This is a genomic window from Pseudomonas sp. R62 (assembly GCF_000257605.1).
Lineage (GTDB): Bacteria > Pseudomonadota > Gammaproteobacteria > Pseudomonadales > Pseudomonadaceae > Aquipseudomonas > Aquipseudomonas atacamensis.
In genome coordinates this window covers 1,166,497-1,183,740 of the sequence record NZ_JH635998.1, presented here as the reverse complement: position 1 = coordinate 1,183,740, position 17,244 = coordinate 1,166,497, and the positions used below count along the sequence as shown (strand labels likewise).

The following is a 17,244-nucleotide window of genomic DNA, read 5'->3' as shown; positions in this document are numbered from 1 at the left end:
GATTCCACACCCCGCCCCAAGCGTGTTCATTGACGAAATCCTGCAACGGCTGGGTGAACTCGGTGGCGTTGCCCAGGGCGCGATCAACGAACGCATCGCCCATGACCTGACGACGGATTTCAACCCCGGACTGCTTCGACTCGCTCATGGCACATCTCTCTTGTGGTGTTGGCGACGCCAGGCGCGGATCGACGTGAACAGCAGAAACGTCAGCAGCGCCGGCAGGACATAAAACAGCATCAAGCGCTCGAGTTTGCCGGCCAGCGGCATGCCGGTGGTGAACGACACCACATGCAGCCCGTAGACCAGATACAAACCGAGCAGCAGCAAGCCTTCGGCCCGGGTAACGCGGTAGCCGGAATAGAACACCGGCAAGCACAGCGCCGCGACGCCGAGCATCACCGGCAAGTCGAAATCCAGCGCATTCGGGGAAACGGAAAGCGGCGTCGGTGCGAGTAGGGCGGTCAGCCCGAGCACCCCGAGCAGGTTGAACAGGTTGGCGCCGATCACGTTGCCCACGGCAATGTCGCGCTGCCCGCGCAACGCAGCGATCAGCGAAGTCGCCAGCTCCGGCAGCGAAGTGCCGACCGCGACCACGGTCAGACCGATGACCCGTTCGGACAGGCCCAGGTCGGTGGCCACGACCACGGCGGCGCCGAGCAGCAAACGCCCGGCGAACACCAGCATGGCCAGGCCAGCGAGAATCATCAGCACACTGATCAGCCAGGATTGCTGCGTATCCTTCGGGCGTTCGGTATGGGGGCGGGTCGAGTGTCGCGACTGGCGGAACAACAAGCCAAGGTACAGCGCCAACGCCCCGAGCAGCAGGACGCCGTCGAAACGCCCGAGATCTTTATTCCAAGCGAGGATGAATACCAGCAGGCTGGCGCCGATCATCAGCGGGATATCCAGGCGCACCAGTTGCCGCGACACGCGCAGCGGAATGATCAATGCCGACAGGCCAAGGGTTACGAGGATGTTGAAGATGCCGCTGCCGACCACGCTGCCGACGGCGATGTCCGGGTTGTCGGTCAACGCCGCTTGCAGGCTCACGGTCATCTGCGGCGCGCTGCTGCCGAGGGCGACGATGGTCAGGCCGATGATCAAGGGACGCACGTGCAGGCGCTCGGCCAGGCGCACGGCGGCGCGCACCATCAGCTCGGCGCCGATGAGCAAAAGAACCAGGCCGCTGAGCAATTCGATGACGTTGATCAGCGGCAGATCGGCTAGTCCGAAAATGGTCGGCGCTCCATCAGTCCAGGGCCTGCACGCGAACCCGTGCGGTGCCACTGCGCAGCATGCCGATTTCATCGGCGGCCTCGCGTGACAGATCGATCAGCCGGCCACGGGTGTGCGGGCCACGGTCATTGATGCGGACCACGACTGATTCATCGTTTTTCAGGTTGGTGACCTTCACTCGCGTGCCGAACGGCAACTGGCGGTGGGCGGCGGTCAGGGAATGCTGGTTGAACGCTTCGCCGCTGGCGGTGCGTTTACCGTGATGTTTGGCTCCATAGTAGGAGGCGACGCCGGTCTGGTCGTAACCGTGCGGGTCGATGGTGTCGGTACTGGCGCAACCGGCCAGCAGAGAGAGCAGGGCGCTGCTCAAAAACAGACGCTTCATTCAAAGGTATCCCGGATCAAATGTAGGAGTGACCTGTGGCGAGGGGATTTATCCCCGTTGGACTGCGCAGCAGTCCCAAAACTGAGAACTCGATTTATCTGGTGCAAATCAAGCTCAGCAATTGGGGCCGCTTCTCGGCCCAACGGGGATAAATCCCCTCGCCACAGGTCCCTTCCACAGGGAATGGAGCCAGGCTTTGGATCTGGCTCCATTGGTGGTCAGCCTTCGAGCTTGCTTTTCAGCAGTTCGTTCACCTGCTGCGGGTTGGCCTTGCCTTTCGAGGCTTTCATGGCCTGGCCGACGAAGAAGCCGAACATCTTGCCGCGTTTGGCTTCGTCTGCCGCGCGGTACTGTTCGACCTGTTCGGCGTTGGCCGCGAGCATTTCATCGAGCACGGCGGAGATCGCGCCGGTGTCGGTGACTTGCTTGAGGCCGCGCTTCTCGATGATCTCGTCAGCACTGCCTTCGCCGTTGGCCATCGCTTCGAACACCACCTTGGCGATCTTGCCGGAGATGGTGTTGTCCTTGATGCGCTGCAGCATGCCGCCCAGTTGCTCGGCGGAGACTGGCGAGTCTTCGATGTCCAGGCCCTGCTTGTTGAGCAGGCTGCCCAACTCGACCATCACCCAGTTCGCCGCCAGTTTCGCGTCGCCACCGATGGCTGCGACTTTCTCGAAGTAATCCGCCTGTTCACGGCTGGTGGCCAGCACGTTGGCGTCGTAGGCCGACAGACCGAACTGGCTCTGGAAGCGTTCGCGCTTTTGCGGTGGCAGTTCCGGCAGGGTGGCACGCACTTCACCCAGGAACGACTCTTCGATGACCACCGGCAGCAGGTCCGGATCGGGGAAGTAACGGTAGTCGTTGGCTTCCTCTTTCGAACGCATCGGACGGGTCTCGTCCTTGTTCGGATCGTACAGGCGGGTCTGCTGGATCACTTTGCCGCCGTCCTCGATCAGTTCGATCTGACGCTGGATCTCGGAGTTGATTGCCTTCTCGATGAAGCGGAACGAGTTGACGTTCTTGATCTCGCAGCGAGTGCCGAACTCGACCTGGCCTTTCGGGCGCACCGAGACGTTGCAGTCGCAACGCAGCGAGCCTTCGGCCATGTTGCCGTCGCAGATACCCAGGTAGCGCACCAGCGCGTGGATCGCCTTGACGTAAGCCACGGCTTCCTTGGCGCTGCGCATGTCCGGCTCGGAGACGATTTCCAGCAGCGGCGTGCCGGCACGGTTCAGGTCGATGCCGGTGGCACCGTTGAATTCTTCGTGCAGGCTCTTGCCGGCGTCTTCTTCCAGGTGCGCACGGGTGATGCCGACGCGTTTGACCGTGCCATCCTCGAGGGCGATGTCCAGGTGGCCTTTGCCAACGATCGGCAATTCCATCTGGCTGATCTGGTAGCCCTTCGGCAGATCCGGGTAGAAATAGTTTTTCCGGGCGAACACGTTGTGCTGGCCGATCTCGGCGTCAATCGCCAGACCGAACATCACCGCCATGCGCACCGCTTCCTGGTTGAGCACCGGCAACACGCCGGGCATGCCCAGGTCGATCAGGCTGGCCTGGGTGTTCGGTTCGGAACCGAACGTGGTGGAACTACCGGAAAAGATTTTCGACCGGGTGGTGAGCTGAGTGTGAATCTCCAGCCCGATCACGACTTCCCATTGCATGTGTGTCTCCTCAGAAGCCGGTTGGGGTGCGGGTGTGCCAGTCAGTGTTGAGCTGATACTGGTGGGCAACATTGAGCAAACGGCCTTCCTGGAAATACGGCGCGAGCAACTGCACGCCCACCGGCAGACCGTCGACAAAACCGGCCGGCATCGACAGGCCCGGCAGGCCGGCGAGGTTGGCGGTGATGGTGTAGACGTCTTCCAGATAGGCTGCGACCGGGTCGCTGTTCTTCGCGCCAAGCTTCCAGGCCGGGTTCGGCGTGGTCGGGCCGAGGATGATGTCGACTTCATTGAACGCAGCCATGAAATCGTTCTTCACCAGACGACGAATCTTCTGCGCTTTCAGGTAGTAGGCGTCGTAGTAACCGGCGGACAGCGCGTAGGCACCGACCATGATCCGGCGCTGCACTTCCGCGCCGAAGCCTTCGCCACGGGAACGCTTGTACAGGTCGATGAGGTTTTCCGGGTTCTCGCAGCGATGGCCGAAACGCACGCCGTCGAAACGCGACAGGTTGGAAGACGCTTCTGCCGGGGCGATCACGTAGTAGGCCGGAATGGCGTGCTGCATGTTCGGCAGGCTGATTTCCTTGATCACCGCACCGAGCTTCTGCAACTGCTGGATGCTGTTCTGGATCAGCTCGGCAATGCGCGGGTCGAGACCGGCGCTGAAGTATTCCTTCGGCACGCCGATGCGCAGGCCTTGCAGCGACTCGCCGAGGCTGGCGGAGTAATCTGGAACCGGCTCATCGATGCTGGTGGAATCGTTCGGGTCGAAGCCGGCCATGCCTTGCAGCAGGATCGCGCAGTCTTCGGCCGTGCGCGCCAACGGGCCGCCCTGATCGAGGCTGGAGGCGTAAGCAATCATGCCCCAGCGCGAAACGCGACCGTAGGTCGGCTTCAGGCCGGTGAGGTTGGTGAATGCTGCCGGCTGGCGGATCGAACCGCCGGTGTCGGTTGCGGTGGCGGCAGGCAGCAGGCGAGCGGCCACGGCGGCGGCCGAGCCACCGGACGAACCGCCCGGCACGTGTTCCAGGTTCCATGGGTTTTTCACTGCGCCGTACCAGCTCGACTCGTTGGCCGAACCCATGGCGAATTCGTCCATGTTGGTCTTGCCCAGGGTCACAGCGCCAGCAGCGGCCAGTTTCGCAACGACAGTGGCGTCATACGGAGCTTTGAAGTTGTCGAGCATCTTCGAGCCGCAGCTGGTGCGGATGCCCAGGGTGCAGAACAGGTCCTTGTGGGCGATCGGCGCGCCGAGCAGGGCGCCGCTCTCACCGTTGGCCCGGCGTGCATCGGCGGCTTTCGCCTGCTCGATGGCCAGATCCTCGGTGAGGCTGATGAAACTGTTGAGCTGCGGATCGAGCTGGGTAATACGCGCCAGCAGGACTTTGGTCAGCTCTTCGGAGGAAAACTTTTTATCGGCGAGACCGCGGGCGATCTCGGCCAGAGTCATTTGATGCATTGCAGGCTCTTTCCCTTTAGTCGATGACTTTCGGAACCAGATACAGGCCGTTTTCGACCGCTGGTGCGATGGACTGGTAGGCCTCGCGATTATTCGTCTCGGTCACCACGTCGGCGCGCAGGCGCTGACTGGCTTCCAGGGGGTGGGCCAGCGGCTCGATACCGTCGGTAGCAACGGCCTGCATTTCGTCGACCAGCCCGAGAATGCTGTTGAGGGCGGAAGTAATGTGCGGAAGATCGGCATCGTTGAGGCCAAGGCAGGCCAGATGCGCGATTTTTTCCACGTCGGAGCGTTCTAGCGCCATCGGGATTCTCCAGTGGAAAACAGAACGGACGGCGTCCGTGTGTTAGATTGTCGGAACACTACCGCACTTCTACGGTCATAAGGCCGCGATTGTGGGGCTTGGTGCACAGAAAAGCGGCCAATTTAACATATTGGCGCCTTGCCCAAAATCCCTGTCGTTGTTAGAGTTTGCCGCACTTTTTTACCCACGCGTTGCCTAGGGTCCCTTTCCCATGTTCAAGAAACTGCGTGGCATGTTTTCCAGCGATCTTTCCATTGACCTGGGCACTGCCAACACCCTTATTTACGTGCGCGAGCGCGGTATCGTCCTGAATGAGCCATCGGTTGTGGCCATTCGGACACACGGTAACCAGAAAAGTGTCGTCGCTGTCGGCACCGAGGCCAAGCGCATGCTCGGCCGTACGCCGGGCAACATTGCTGCCATTCGTCCGATGAAGGATGGCGTGATCGCCGACTTCAGCGTCTGCGAAAAGATGCTGCAGTACTTTATCAACAAGGTTCACGAAAACAGTTTCCTGCAGCCCAGCCCTCGTGTGCTGATCTGCGTTCCATGCAAGTCCACCCAGGTTGAGCGTCGCGCCATCCGTGAATCGGCCCTTGGCGCCGGTGCCCGTGAAGTGTTCCTGATCGAAGAGCCGATGGCTGCTGCGATCGGTGCCGGCCTGCCGGTTGAAGAAGCGCGCGGTTCGATGGTCGTGGACATCGGTGGTGGTACCACTGAAATCGCCCTGATCTCCCTGAACGGTGTGGTCTACGCCGAATCCGTTCGTGTCGGCGGCGACCGTTTCGACGAAGCGATCATCACCTACGTGCGCCGCAACTACGGCAGCCTGATCGGTGAATCCACCGCTGAGCGCATCAAGCAGGAAATCGGTACGGCCTACCCGGGCGGCGAAGTACGCGAAGTCGATGTTCGCGGTCGCAACCTGGCCGAAGGCGTTCCACGCGCATTCACCCTGAACTCCAACGAAGTGCTCGAGGCTCTGCAAGAGTCGCTGGCGACCATCGTTCAGGCGGTGAAAAGCGCGCTGGAGCAATCGCCGCCGGAACTGGCTTCCGACATCGCCGAGCGTGGCCTGGTGCTGACTGGTGGTGGCGCGCTGCTGCGTGACCTCGACAAGTTGCTGGCTCAGGAAACCGGTCTGCCGGTGATCGTTGCCGAAGATCCGCTGACTTGCGTTGCTCGCGGCGGTGGCCGTGCGCTGGAAATGATGGATAAGCACACCATGGATCTGCTTTCGAGCGAATAAGCTTCGAATGCAATACGTGGGTGAACGCACAGGCAGCACTTTGCAGTGCTGCCTGTTGGCGTTTATCTTCTGTCAGTCTTCATCCAGGCCGGTTTGATGCCGTATGAATAAACAGAACATTTGCCTGGGAGGAGCGGCTTATTAAACCGCTTTTCACCAAAGGCCCTTCGTTGGGCGTGCGCCTGTTGGTGCTGGCCGTGCTCGCGGTCGCACTGATGGTGGTCGATGCACGTTTCGACCTGCTCAAGCCCGCGCGCAAGCAAGCGTCGCTGGTGCTCATGGATGCCTACTGGATCACTGACCTGCCCGGCCGCTTGTGGGAAGGGGTCGCCAGTCAGTTCGGCAGCCGCACCGAGCTCGTCGCCGAAAACGAAAAACTCAAGACCGAAAACCTGCTGTTGCAGGGGCGCATGCAAAAGCTCGCGGCCCTGACCGAGCAGAACGTTCGGCTGCGCGAGTTGCTCAATTCCTCCGCACTGGTCAATGAAAAGGTCGAAGTGGCCGAGTTGATCGGCATGGACCCCAACCCCTTCACCCATCGCATCATCATCAACAAAGGTGAGCGCGACGGCGTGGTGCTCGGCCAACCGGTGCTCGATGCACGCGGGCTGATGGGCCAGGTGGTTGAATTGATGCCGTACACCTCGCGTGTCCTTCTGCTGACCGACACCACCCATAGCATTCCCGTGCAGGTGAACCGTAACGGTCTGCGCGCGATTGCCAGCGGCACCGGCAACCCGGAGCGCCTGGAATTGCGTCATGTCGCCGACACTGCCGACATCAAGGAAGGCGATCTGCTGGTCAGCTCCGGTCTCGGCCAGCGTTTTCCAGCCGGTTATCCGGTGGCCACGGTCAAGGAAGTCATCCACGACTCCGGCCAACCGTTCGCTATCGTCCGCGCCGTGCCCACAGCCGCCCTGAACCGCAGTCGCTATCTGCTGCTGGTGTTCAGCGACAGCCGCACTGCCGAGGAACGCGCCAATGACGCCGCCCAGGCGCAGGAACAGCTTGATGCCCACGGCGGCGGCCCGATGTTGCCTGCCAGCGTGCCGAAACCGTTGATCATGCCTGCCACGCCGTCGACCGCTACCGCAGCGCCGGCCACTGAAGCCGCAGCGCCTGCCGCCACGCCAGCCAAGCCCGCCGCGAGCAAACCGCCCGCTGCCAAACCGCCGGCCGCGAGCAAACCACCGGCGAAACCGCCAGCGACTACCGGGGGACGAGAATAATGGTCGGCGCGAAAAAATCCGGAAACGGCTGGATGATCTGGCTGACGTTCTTCGTCGGCATCCTGCTCAGCGTTTCACCGTTGCCGATCTTCATGGAAATCCTTCGCCCGCTGTGGCTGGCCTTGCTCGTGACGTTTTGGGCGCTGTACATGCCGCACACGGTCGGCATGGTCACGGCGTTCTGTCTGGGGCTGGCCGAAGATGTCCTGCAGGGCGACCTGCTCGGACAGAACGCGCTGATCCTGACCCTGATTACCTTCCTTGTATTGTCGTTGCAGCAGCGCCTGCGCATGTTCCCGATGTGGCAGCAGTGCCTGGTGATCCTGGTGATCTTCGGCCTCGCACAGTTGGCGCAACTGTGGCTAAGCGCTCTGACCGGCAATCGTCAGCCAACCCTGGCGCTGGTCTTGCCGGCGCTGGTCAGTGCCTTGCTCTGGCCGTGGGTCAGCTTCGCCCTTCGCGGGATATGCCGACGCTACAGAATCTATTGAGCCGGTGAAGCAGGGCACTGAACAGGGAGATGTTTTGATGAAACTGCTTTACCTCGCCTCCGGCTCACCGCGCCGCCGTGAATTGCTCACGCAGATCGGCGTGCAGTTCTCCGCCATCAGCGCGGACATCGACGAAACCCCGCTGCCTGAAGAATCCCCATCGGCCTATGTCGAGCGCCTCGCGCGTGGCAAGGCTGAGGCCGGGCGCCGCTCGGTCGTCTCTGACCAGCCGTTCTGCGTGCTTGGCGCCGACACCGCTGTGGTACTCGACGGCAAAATACTTGGCAAACCGGTGGACGAAGCCGATGCATGCGCCATGCTGATGATGTTGTCCGGCAACGAACACGAAGTGCTGACCGCCATCGCCGTGCTTGAAGGTGAGCGCTGCGAGTCGCGGGTGGTGCGCAGTCGCGTGCGTTTTCGCAGCATCAGCCGCGAAGAGGCCGGCGCCTACTGGGCCAGTGGCGAACCGCGCGACAAGGCCGGCGGCTATGGCATTCAGGGCCTGGGTGCGGTGTTTGTCGCCGGGCTCGACGGCAGCTATTCGGCGGTGGTCGGCCTGCCGCTGTGCGAAACCTGCGAGGTGTTGCGCCATTTCGGCATACCCTGTTGGCAAAACCTGAACACGCCCTGAGCGTCGTACGAATCCAGATGCGGCCACTATCGTGAACATGCCTGAACGAGATCCTGCCATGAGTGAAGAGATTCTGATCAACATCACGCCGATGGAGTCGCGCGTGGCGGTGGTCGAAAACGGTGTGCTGCAAGAAGTCCACGTCGAGCGCACGCAGAAACGCGGGATCGTCGGCAACATCTATAAAGGCAAGATCGTCCGTGTGCTGCCGGGGATGCAGGCGGCATTTGTCGACATCGGCCTCGATCGTGCAGCTTTCATTCACGCCGCCGAAATCTCCCTGCGCGAAGGCCCGGCGGTGGAAAGCATCAGTTCGCTGGTGCACGAAGGTCAAAGTCTGGTGGTGCAAGTCACCAAAGACCCGATCGGCTCCAAAGGTGCACGCCTGACCACACAACTGTCGATTCCTTCGCGTTATCTGGTGTACATGCCGCGCACCGCCCACGTCGGCATTTCCCTGAAGATCGAAGACGAAGCCGAGCGCGAGCGTCTCAAGCAGGTGGTCAGTGATTGCGTGGCCAAAGAAGGCATCAAGGAGGCCGGCGGCTTCATTCTGCGCACAGCCGCTGAAGGCGCGGGCGCTGATGAAATCCTCATGGACATCCGTTACCTGCGGCGCCTCTGGGACCAGATCAACGAGCAGATCAAGACCATCGCCGCGCCGAGCGTGATCTACGAAGACCTCGGCCTGGCCCTGCGCACCCTGCGTGACCTGGTCAATCCAAAGATCGAGAAGATCCGCATCGACTCGCGGGAGACCTTCCAGAAAACCACGCAATTCGTCGCCGAACTGATGCCGGAAATCGCCGATCGTCTGGAACACTATCCGGGCGAGCGGCCGATCTTCGATCTGTACGGAGTCGAAGATGAAATCCAGCGCGCGCTGGAGCGCAAGGTACCGCTGAAATCCGGCGGCTATCTGGTGATCGATCCGGCGGAAGCCATGACCACCATCGACGTCAACACCGGGGCGTTCGTCGGTCATCGCAACCTCGAAGAAACCATTTTCAAGACCAATCTCGAAGCGGCCACGGCGATTGCCCGGCAGATGCGTCTGCGCAATCTCGGCGGGATCATCATCATCGACTTCATCGACATGGAAGATGAAGAGCACCAGCGTCAGGTCCTGCGCACTCTGGAGAAACAGCTGGAGCGCGATCACGCCAAGACCAACATCATCGGCATTACCGAGCTGGGCCTGGTGCAGATGACCCGCAAGCGCACCCGCGAAAGCCTCGAACAGGTGCTGTGCGAGCCGTGCAGCAGTTGCCAGGGACGCGGCAAACTGAAGACCGCCGAAACCATCTGTTACGAGATCTTCCGCGAGATTCTGCGCGAGGCCCGGGCCTATCAGGCCGAGGGTTATCGGGTACTGGCCAACCAGAAAGTGGTCGATCGCTTGCTTGACGAAGAATCCGGTAACGTCGCCGAGCTTGAAGGCTTTATCGGCCGCACCATACGTTTCCAGGTGGAAACCATGTATTCCCAGGAACAATATGACGTGGTGCTGCTCTGAAGCCCTGCATCGCCACTCATTCAACGCGGCTGGCCTCAGCTTTTCGCAGTATTTTTGCCATGGGAGCCAACTGACATGGAGCGTCTGACACGCATTCTGGCCGCACTCACCCGTTGGGGGCTGGGCCTGTGCGCGTTGGTTCTGGTGTTGATGGCGTTGTACGTCAGCCTCGGCCGCGAGCTGACCCCTCTGGTGGCGGAATACCGCGCCGACATCGAAGACAAGGCCAGCGCCGCCCTCGGCATGCCCTTGCAGATCGGTGAGCTGGAGGGCAACTGGAGCGGTTTCGCACCGATCCTGCTGGCCCACGACGTGATGGTTGGCGACGGCGCCAACGCGCTGCGTCTCGACCGCGTGCGGGTGGTGCCGGATATGTGGGGTAGCGTGCTCGCCCGCGAAGTCCGTCTCGCGCATATCGAACTCAACGGTTTGAAGATCAGCCTGAAAGAAGCCGAAGACGGTACCTGGGCGCTGGAAGGCCTGCCGGTGCAGAAGGACCAGCCGTTCGATGCAGCGCAACTTTTTCAGCGCTCGCAGATGATCAAGCAACTGTCGGTGCTCGATAGCCAGGTGACCTTGCAACCGCTCGACCACGCGCCCATGACGCTCACCTATGTCGGTCTGAATCTGCGCACCGGCGCCAGCCGCCAGCGTGTCGACGCGCGTCTGACCTTGCCCGATGGCCAGCCTGTCGCGCTGAGCCTGCGCAGTCAGCTTCGTCCCGATCAATGGCAGAACAGCGTCATCGAGGGTTATGCCAGCCTGCCGCAAAGCGACTGGTCGAAATGGCTGCCCGAGCGCCTGACCCAGCAATGGAATTTTTCCGAGATCAAGGCCGGCGGTGAACTCTGGGTCGATTGGGCCGAAGGCGCGTTGCAAAGCGCCGCGTTGCGCCTGAATGCGCCGCAAGTGACCGGTGCCTACGCCGATCGCGAGCCAATCCAGATCAACAATCTGGCGCTCAACGCCTATTACCGCAACACCGCCGAGGGCGCGAAGGTCACTCTTGATTCACTGGCGATGAGCTTCGGCGACACCCGCTGGGAATCCCATGTGCAGGTGCAGCAGACTCGCGCCAGCGCCAACGCTGAAGAGCTCTGGCATTTGCAGGCCGATCGCCTCGATCTGACCCCGCTCACGCCGCTGCTCAATGCGTTGGGGCCGTTGCCGCAAAGCTTCGCCACTGTGGTCGAGCGTTTGAAGGTAACCGGCGGCCTGCGTAATGTGCTGCTGGACTTCCGCCCGACTGCCACCGATGGCAGAAAATTCGGCTTTGCCGCCAACCTCGATAATGTCGGTTTTGATGCCTACCACGGCGCTCCGGCGGCGCGAAATGTCAGCGGCAGCCTCAGCGGCAATCTGGACGGCGGTGAGTTGCGCCTCGACAGCAAGGACTTCGTCCTGCACCTCGATCCGATTTTCGCCAAGCCATGGCAATACCGGCAGGCCAATGCGCGGCTGACCTGGAAGCTCGACAAGGACGGCTTCACCCTGATTGCGCCGTACCTGAAGGTGCTGGGCGAGGAGGGCAAGATTGCCGGCGACTTCCTTATCCGCCTGCACTTCGACCATAGCCAGGAAGACTACATGGACCTGCGCGTCGGCCTCGTCGATGGTGACGGTCGCTACACCGCGAAATACCTGCCGGCGGTGTTGAGCCCGGCGCTCGATGAATGGCTGCGCACGGCGATCCTCAAAGGCGCGGTGGATCAGGGTTTCTTCCAGTATCAGGGCTCGCTGAGCAAGAATGCCGGCGAGGCTGATCGCAGCATCAGTTTGTTCTTCAAAGTGCACGACGCCGAACTGGCCTTTCAGCCGGGCTGGCCGCACGTGAGCAAGGTGAGCGGTGACGTGTTCATCGAGGACAGCGGCGTGCGCATCTGGGCCAGCAAGGGCCAGTTGCTCGATACGCAAGTCAGCGATGTCTTCGTCAATATTCCTCACGTACCGGCCGGGCAGAACTCGCATTTGTTTCTTGATGGCGCGTTTGCCGGTGGCCTGGGCGATGGTTTGAAGATTCTTCAGGACGCGCCGATTGGCACTGGCGAGACCTTTGCCGGTTGGGAGGGCGCGGGTGATCTGAATGGCAAGCTCAAACTGGACATTCCGCTGGCCAAGGGCGAGCAACCGAAAATCCTCGTCGATTTCAAAACTGCCAACGCGCGGCTGAAACTGGCCGAACCGAAACTGGAACTGAGCCAGCTCAAGGGCGATTTCCGCTTCGACAGCAATAAAGGCCTCAGCGGCCAGAACATCTCTGCACGTGCTTTCGATAAACCGGTCACTGCGCAGATCTTCGCGGATGGCAGCCCCAACCAGATCAAGACCCGGGTTGCGGCGTCGGGGCAGGTCGAAGTGAAAAAGCTCACCGACTGGCTGGGCGTGACCCAGCCGCTGCCGGTGTCCGGGACGATTCCTTATCAGTTGCAGCTGAATCTTTCCGGGGCCGACAGCCAGTTGCTGGTCAGCTCCAGCCTCAAAGGCGTGGCAGTGGATTTGCCGGCGCCGTTCGGCATGGCCGCCGATGTCGGGCGCGACACAGTGTTTCGCATGACCCTGCAAGGCCAGGAGCGGCGTTACTGGTTCAATTACGATCAACTGGCCAATTTCACTTTTGCCGCGCCGCCGAGCAATTTCGCCGATGGCCGTGGCGAACTGTTTCTCGGGGCTGGCGAAGCGGTGTTGCCGGGCGCCAAGGGCCTGCGCATTCGTGGGGTGCTGTCGGAGCTGGACGTCGCGCCGTGGCAGGATCTGGCCAACAAATACGCCGGCGGGGATCCGGGCGGCAGCGCCAAGCAACTGCTCAGCAGCGCTGACATCAAAGTCGGCAAATTGACCGCGCTCGGCACCACACTGGATCAGGCCTCGGTGCAGATCAATCGCAAGCCCGGCGCATGGAATCTCGCTCTCGATAGTCAGCAGGCCAAGGGCACGGCCAGCCTGCCGGACGCCAACGGCGTGCCGATTGCGGTGAATCTGCAATACGTGAAACTGCCGGCGCCGGACCCGGCGGTGCAGGCTGACGAGAACGCGCCGGATCCACTGGCGTCGGTCGATCCGACGAAAATTCCGGCGCTGGATATCACCCTCAATCAATTGTTCCTCGGGCCCGATCTGGTGGGTGGCTGGTCGCTGAAAGTGCGGCCGACCGCCAAGGGCATCGCACTGAATAACCTCGATATGGGCCTCAAGGGCATCCTCCTGCAAGGCAACGGCGGCTGGGAAGGCGCGCCGGGGGAGACCAGCAGTTGGTACAAGGGCCGCATTGGCGGCAAGAATCTGGCCGACGTGCTCAAAGGCTGGGGCTTCGCGCCAAGCGTCACCAGTGAAGAATTCCACATGGATGTCGATGGCCGCTGGCCGGGCTCGCCGGCGTGGCTGGCGACCAAGCGCTTCTCCGGCACCCTCGACGCCTCGCTGAACAAGGGCCAGTTCGTTGAAGTGGAAGGTGGTGCTCAGGCGCTGCGGGTTTTCGGCCTGCTCAACTTCAACTCGATCGGCCGGCGTCTGCGTCTGGACTTCTCCGACCTGTTCGGCAAAGGCTTGAGCTACGACCGGGTCAAAGGTTTGCTGGTGGCGAACAACGGTGTCTACGTGACACGTGAGCCGATTCGCCTGACCGGGCCTTCGAGCAATCTTGAGCTGGACGGCACGCTGGATCTGGTCGGTGACAAGGTCGATGCGAAATTGCTGGTGACACTGCCGGTGACCAACAACCTGCCGATCGCCGCGCTGCTCGTCGGCGCACCGGCGGTCGGCGGCGCGCTGTTCCTCATCGACAAGCTGATCGGCGACCGCGTCGCGCGCTTCGCCAGCGTCAAGTACACCGTCAAGGGCCCATGGAAAGAGCCGAAAATCACCTTTGACAAGCCTTTTTGAACGGCCCGGCCTTGAAGCGATGGAGTAGCATGGCCGAATACCTCTTTGGGAGTTCGCCATGTCTTTAGCGGTGATTCAAATGGTCAGCCAGAGCGACGTGCCGGCCAATCTGGCCCAAGCCCGACGCCTGCTTGAACAGGCCGCCGCCGGCGGAGCGAAGCTCGCGGTGCTGCCGGAAAACTTCGCCGCCATGGGCCGTCGCGACGTCGCTGATATCGGCCGCGCCGAAGCCTTGGGCCAAGGGCCGATCCTGCCCTGGTTGAAACAGACCGCCCGCGACCTCACCTTATGGATAGTCGCCGGCACATTGCCGTTGCCACCGTTGGGTCAACCCACGGCCAAAGCCAATGCCTGCTCGTTGCTGATCAATGAATACGGCGAGATCGTCGCGCGCTATGACAAGCTGCATCTGTTCGATGTCGATGTCGCCGACAATCGCGGCCGGTACCGTGAATCCGATGACTATGCTTATGGCGGTAATGTAGTGGTGGCGGATACGCCGATGGGGCGCGTCGGTCTGAGCGTGTGTTACGACTTGCGTTTCCCGGAGCTGTACAGCGAATTGCGTGCCGCCGGTGCCGAGTTGATTACCGCACCGTCGGCCTTTACGGCCGTAACCGGCGCCGCGCATTGGGATGTACTGATCCGCGCGCGGGCCATCGAAACACAGTGTTATATCCTCGCGGCCGCACAGGGCGGCAGTCATCCGGGGCCACGCGAGACCTTCGGGCATGCGGCGATTGTCGACCCGTGGGGGCGTGTGCTGGCCCAGCAGGATCAAGGCGAGGCGGTGTTGCTGGCCGCCCGCGACAGTGATGAACAAGCGTCCATCCGGGCGCGCATGCCGGTGACGCGTCATCGGCGGTTTTTCTCGCAGGGCGCCCAGCGGCCTGCTTCAGAACACGAATTTAAGGCGTAAACCTATGAGCGAGTTGTTGTCCTCAGTCAGTGATCACCTGTTGGCACCCGGCGGTGTCACGATCGAGAGCCTGCAAGGCGTGCTCGGCGATCTGGCCGGGCCGGGCATCGATGCCGCCGATCTGTATTTCCAGGGCCAGATTTCCGAGTCGTGGGCGCTGGAAGACGGCATCGTCAAGGAAGGCAGCTTCAACCTCGATCAGGGTGTCGGCGTGCGCGCGCAGTCCGGAGAGAAAACCGGTTTTGCCTACAGCAACGCGATCACCCTCGAGGCCCTAGGTGCAGCAGCCCGCGCCGCGCGTTCGATCTCCCGCGCCGGGCAGAACGGCACCGTGCAGGCATTCACCAGCCAGGATGTCGCGCAACTGTACGCGCCCGATAACCCGCTGGAAGTGCTCAGCCGCGCGGAAAAAGTCGAGTTGCTCAAACGCATCGACGTCGCCACCCGCGCACTCGACCCACGGATTCAGCAGGTCAGCGTGAGCATGGCCGGGGTCTGGGAGCGAATCCTGGTGGCCTCCACCGACGGTGGCCTGGCCGCCGACGTGCGCCCACTGGTGCGCTTCAACGTTAGTGTCATCGTTGAGCAGAATGGCCGTCGCGAACGCGGCGGGCACGGCGGCGGTGGGCGTACCGATTACCGCTACTTCCTCGCCGAAGACCGCGCCATGGGTTATGCCCGCGAAGCGCTGCGCCAGGCTCTGGTCAATCTGGAAGCGATTCCGGCGCCGGCCGGTACCTTGCCGGTGGTGCTGGGTTCCGGCTGGTCCGGCGTGCTCTTGCACGAAGCGGTCGGCCACGGTCTGGAAGGCGATTTCAACCGCAAGGGCAGCTCGGCCTACAGCGGGCGCATGGGTGAAATGGTTGCCTCCAAACTTTGCACCATCGTCGATGACGGCACCTTGAGTGGCCGTCGCGGTTCGCTCAGCGTCGATGACGAAGGCACGCCGACCGAGTGCACTACGCTGATCGAAAACGGCGTACTCAAGGGCTACATGCAAGACAAGCTCAATGCGCGGCTGATGGGCGTGGCCCGCACCGGTAACGGTCGCCGCGAATCCTACGCGCACCTGCCGATGCCACGGATGACCAACACCTACATGCTCGGTGGCGAAAGTGATCCGGCGGAAATCATCGCTTCGGTGAAGAAGGGCATCTACTGCGCCAACCTCGGCGGCGGTCAGGTCGATATCACCAGCGGCAAGTTCGTATTCTCCACCAGCGAGGCTTATCTGATCGAGGACGGCAAGATCACCGCACCGGTCAAAGGCGCGACATTGATCGGCAACGGTCCCGAGGCGATGAGCCGGGTGTCGATGGTCGGTAACGATCTGGCGCTGGACAGCGGTGTAGGTACGTGCGGCAAGGATGGGCAGTCGGTGCCGGTGGGAGTCGGCCAGCCAACGCTGAAAATCGATGCGATTACCGTGGGTGGCACGGGCGCATAAGAGAGGCGGGGCTTTCGGGTGGCGCGCAGGACGGCCACCCGGTGGCGATTTTCAACGCAGGCCGCGTTGAGTCTCGTCCAGCTCCCGAATGTATTTGAAGATCTTGCGGCTCGAAGCAGGTGGTTTGTTTTGCGCAACCTCATGCTGGGCCTGACGGATCAGGGAACGCAATTGCTGGCGATCGGCGTCCGGGTACTCGATGACGAATTTCTCCAGCACGGCGTCATCGCCCGCGATAAGGCGGTCACGCCAGCGTTCCAGATTATGGAAACGCTCGTTGTACTGGCGAGTGGAGGCATCGAGTTGATCGAGCAGAGTCAGAATCGCGTCAGTGTCCTGGTCGCGCATCAGTTTGCCGATGAACTGCAAATGCCGTTTACGCGCGATGTTCGCGGTGTGCTTGGGCGCATCGGCCAATGCCCGGCGCAAAGCGTCGGTCAACGGCAGTTTGGCGACCAGATCAGGCTTGAGTGTGGTCAGGCGCTCGCCGAGGTCAACCAGCGCATGCAACTCGCGTTTGACCTGAGATTTGCTTTTTTCTCCCGTATCGAGGGAGTCGTCGTAAGAATCAACCATGGTGGCAGTCCGCAAAGAAACGCCGCCATGATAACCAGTCGGGGGCCGCTTGTCCGGCCCGGTCGCTCGATGACCCCAGCCGAAAGCAGAATTTGAGTGGAGATGAGCATGAGTGCAGTTCAAAGCGTCGGCCCGCAGGCATTGCCGGCACTGCAAGAACAGGTCGAGCAGATCATCGCCGAAGCCAAGCGCCAGGGCGCCAGCGCCTGTGAAGTCGCGGTGTCGCTGGAGCAGGGGCTGTCGACTTCGG

General features: G+C 61.8%; 14 protein-coding genes and 1 pseudogene. 8 read left to right on the top strand and 7 right to left on the bottom strand.

Annotated elements, in window-relative coordinates; all coding sequences use genetic code 11:
- The 6 genes and pseudogenes from OQK_RS06795 to gatC form a co-directional block, all read right to left on the bottom strand.
- A pseudogene (locus OQK_RS06795) lies at nt 1-148 on the bottom strand (carboxymuconolactone decarboxylase family protein); the annotation flags it as partial.
- A complete protein-coding gene (locus tag OQK_RS06790) occupies nt 145-1,155 on the bottom strand; it encodes a calcium/sodium antiporter (protein ID WP_050977862.1) in 1,011 nt (336 codons plus the stop codon). The pseudogene OQK_RS06795 and the gene OQK_RS06790, both read right to left, overlap by 4 nt.
- Nucleotides 1,156-1,252: 97 nt before the next feature.
- Nucleotides 1,253-1,624 carry a septal ring lytic transglycosylase RlpA family protein gene (locus tag OQK_RS06785; protein ID WP_016771703.1) on the bottom strand — a complete coding sequence of 124 codons (372 nt, stop codon included), beginning with the start codon at nt 1,622-1,624 and terminating at the stop codon, nt 1,253-1,255.
- A 218-nt stretch (nt 1,625-1,842) separates the two neighbouring features.
- Nucleotides 1,843-3,288, bottom strand: a complete 1,446-nt coding sequence (gatB, locus tag OQK_RS06780) for an Asp-tRNA(Asn)/Glu-tRNA(Gln) amidotransferase subunit GatB (RefSeq protein ID WP_016771702.1) — start codon at nt 3,286-3,288, stop codon at nt 1,843-1,845.
- A gap of 10 nt (nt 3,289-3,298) precedes the next feature.
- Nucleotides 3,299-4,750, bottom strand: a complete 1,452-nt coding sequence (gene gatA, locus OQK_RS06775) for an Asp-tRNA(Asn)/Glu-tRNA(Gln) amidotransferase subunit GatA (protein ID WP_016771701.1) — start codon at nt 4,748-4,750, stop codon at nt 3,299-3,301.
- Between the two features lie 16 nt (nt 4,751-4,766).
- On the bottom strand, nt 4,767-5,054 hold the full coding sequence (gatC, locus tag OQK_RS06770; RefSeq protein ID WP_016771700.1) for an Asp-tRNA(Asn)/Glu-tRNA(Gln) amidotransferase subunit GatC: 288 nt from the start codon (nt 5,052-5,054) through the stop codon (nt 4,767-4,769).
- Between the two features lie 211 nt (nt 5,055-5,265).
- On the opposite strand from gatC, the gene mreB reads away from it, so the two are divergent.
- The 8 genes from mreB to tldD all read left to right on the top strand — a co-directional run bounded on the left by mreB (nt 5,266) and on the right by tldD (nt 16,418).
- Nucleotides 5,266-6,303 carry a rod shape-determining protein MreB gene (gene mreB / locus OQK_RS06765; protein ID WP_002555108.1) on the top strand — a complete coding sequence of 346 codons (1,038 nt, stop codon included), beginning with the start codon at nt 5,266-5,268 and terminating at the stop codon, nt 6,301-6,303.
- Between the two features lie 140 nt (nt 6,304-6,443).
- The gene (mreC, locus tag OQK_RS06760) at nt 6,444-7,532 is read left to right on the top strand and encodes a rod shape-determining protein MreC (RefSeq protein ID WP_081489835.1); all 1,089 of its coding nucleotides are present in this window, start codon (nt 6,444-6,446) and stop codon (nt 7,530-7,532) included.
- The gene (gene mreD / locus OQK_RS06755; RefSeq protein WP_016771698.1) at nt 7,532-8,023 is read left to right on the top strand and encodes a rod shape-determining protein MreD; all 492 of its coding nucleotides are present in this window, start codon (nt 7,532-7,534) and stop codon (nt 8,021-8,023) included. The genes mreC and mreD overlap by 1 nt, the downstream gene beginning before the upstream one ends.
- Nucleotides 8,024-8,060: 37 nt before the next feature.
- Entirely contained in the window at nt 8,061-8,657 is a 597-nt protein-coding gene (locus tag OQK_RS06750) for a Maf family protein (RefSeq protein WP_016771697.1), read from the top strand.
- 58 nt (nt 8,658-8,715) lie between these two features.
- A complete protein-coding gene (gene rng / locus OQK_RS06745) occupies nt 8,716-10,173 on the top strand; it encodes a ribonuclease G (RefSeq protein WP_016771696.1) in 1,458 nt (485 codons plus the stop codon).
- A gap of 75 nt (nt 10,174-10,248) precedes the next feature.
- Nucleotides 10,249-14,052: a YhdP family protein gene (locus OQK_RS06740; RefSeq protein WP_016771695.1), complete on the top strand. Its 3,804-nt coding sequence runs from the start codon at nt 10,249-10,251 to the stop codon at nt 14,050-14,052.
- Nucleotides 14,053-14,110: 58 nt separating this feature from the next.
- Nucleotides 14,111-14,971 carry a carbon-nitrogen hydrolase family protein gene (locus OQK_RS06735; protein ID WP_016771694.1) on the top strand — a complete coding sequence of 287 codons (861 nt, stop codon included), beginning with the start codon at nt 14,111-14,113 and terminating at the stop codon, nt 14,969-14,971.
- Between the two features lie 4 nt (nt 14,972-14,975).
- Nucleotides 14,976-16,418, top strand: coding sequence for a metalloprotease TldD (tldD, locus tag OQK_RS06730; protein ID WP_016771693.1), 1,443 nt, complete (start codon nt 14,976-14,978; stop codon nt 16,416-16,418).
- 51 nt (nt 16,419-16,469) lie between these two features.
- On the opposite strand, the gene yjgA is transcribed toward tldD, so the two are convergent.
- Nucleotides 16,470-16,994 (bottom strand): ribosome biogenesis factor YjgA, encoded by a 525-nt coding sequence (gene yjgA / locus OQK_RS06725; RefSeq protein ID WP_016771692.1) that lies wholly within the window; start codon nt 16,992-16,994, stop codon nt 16,470-16,472.
- Nucleotides 16,995-17,244: the final 250 nt, after the last annotated feature.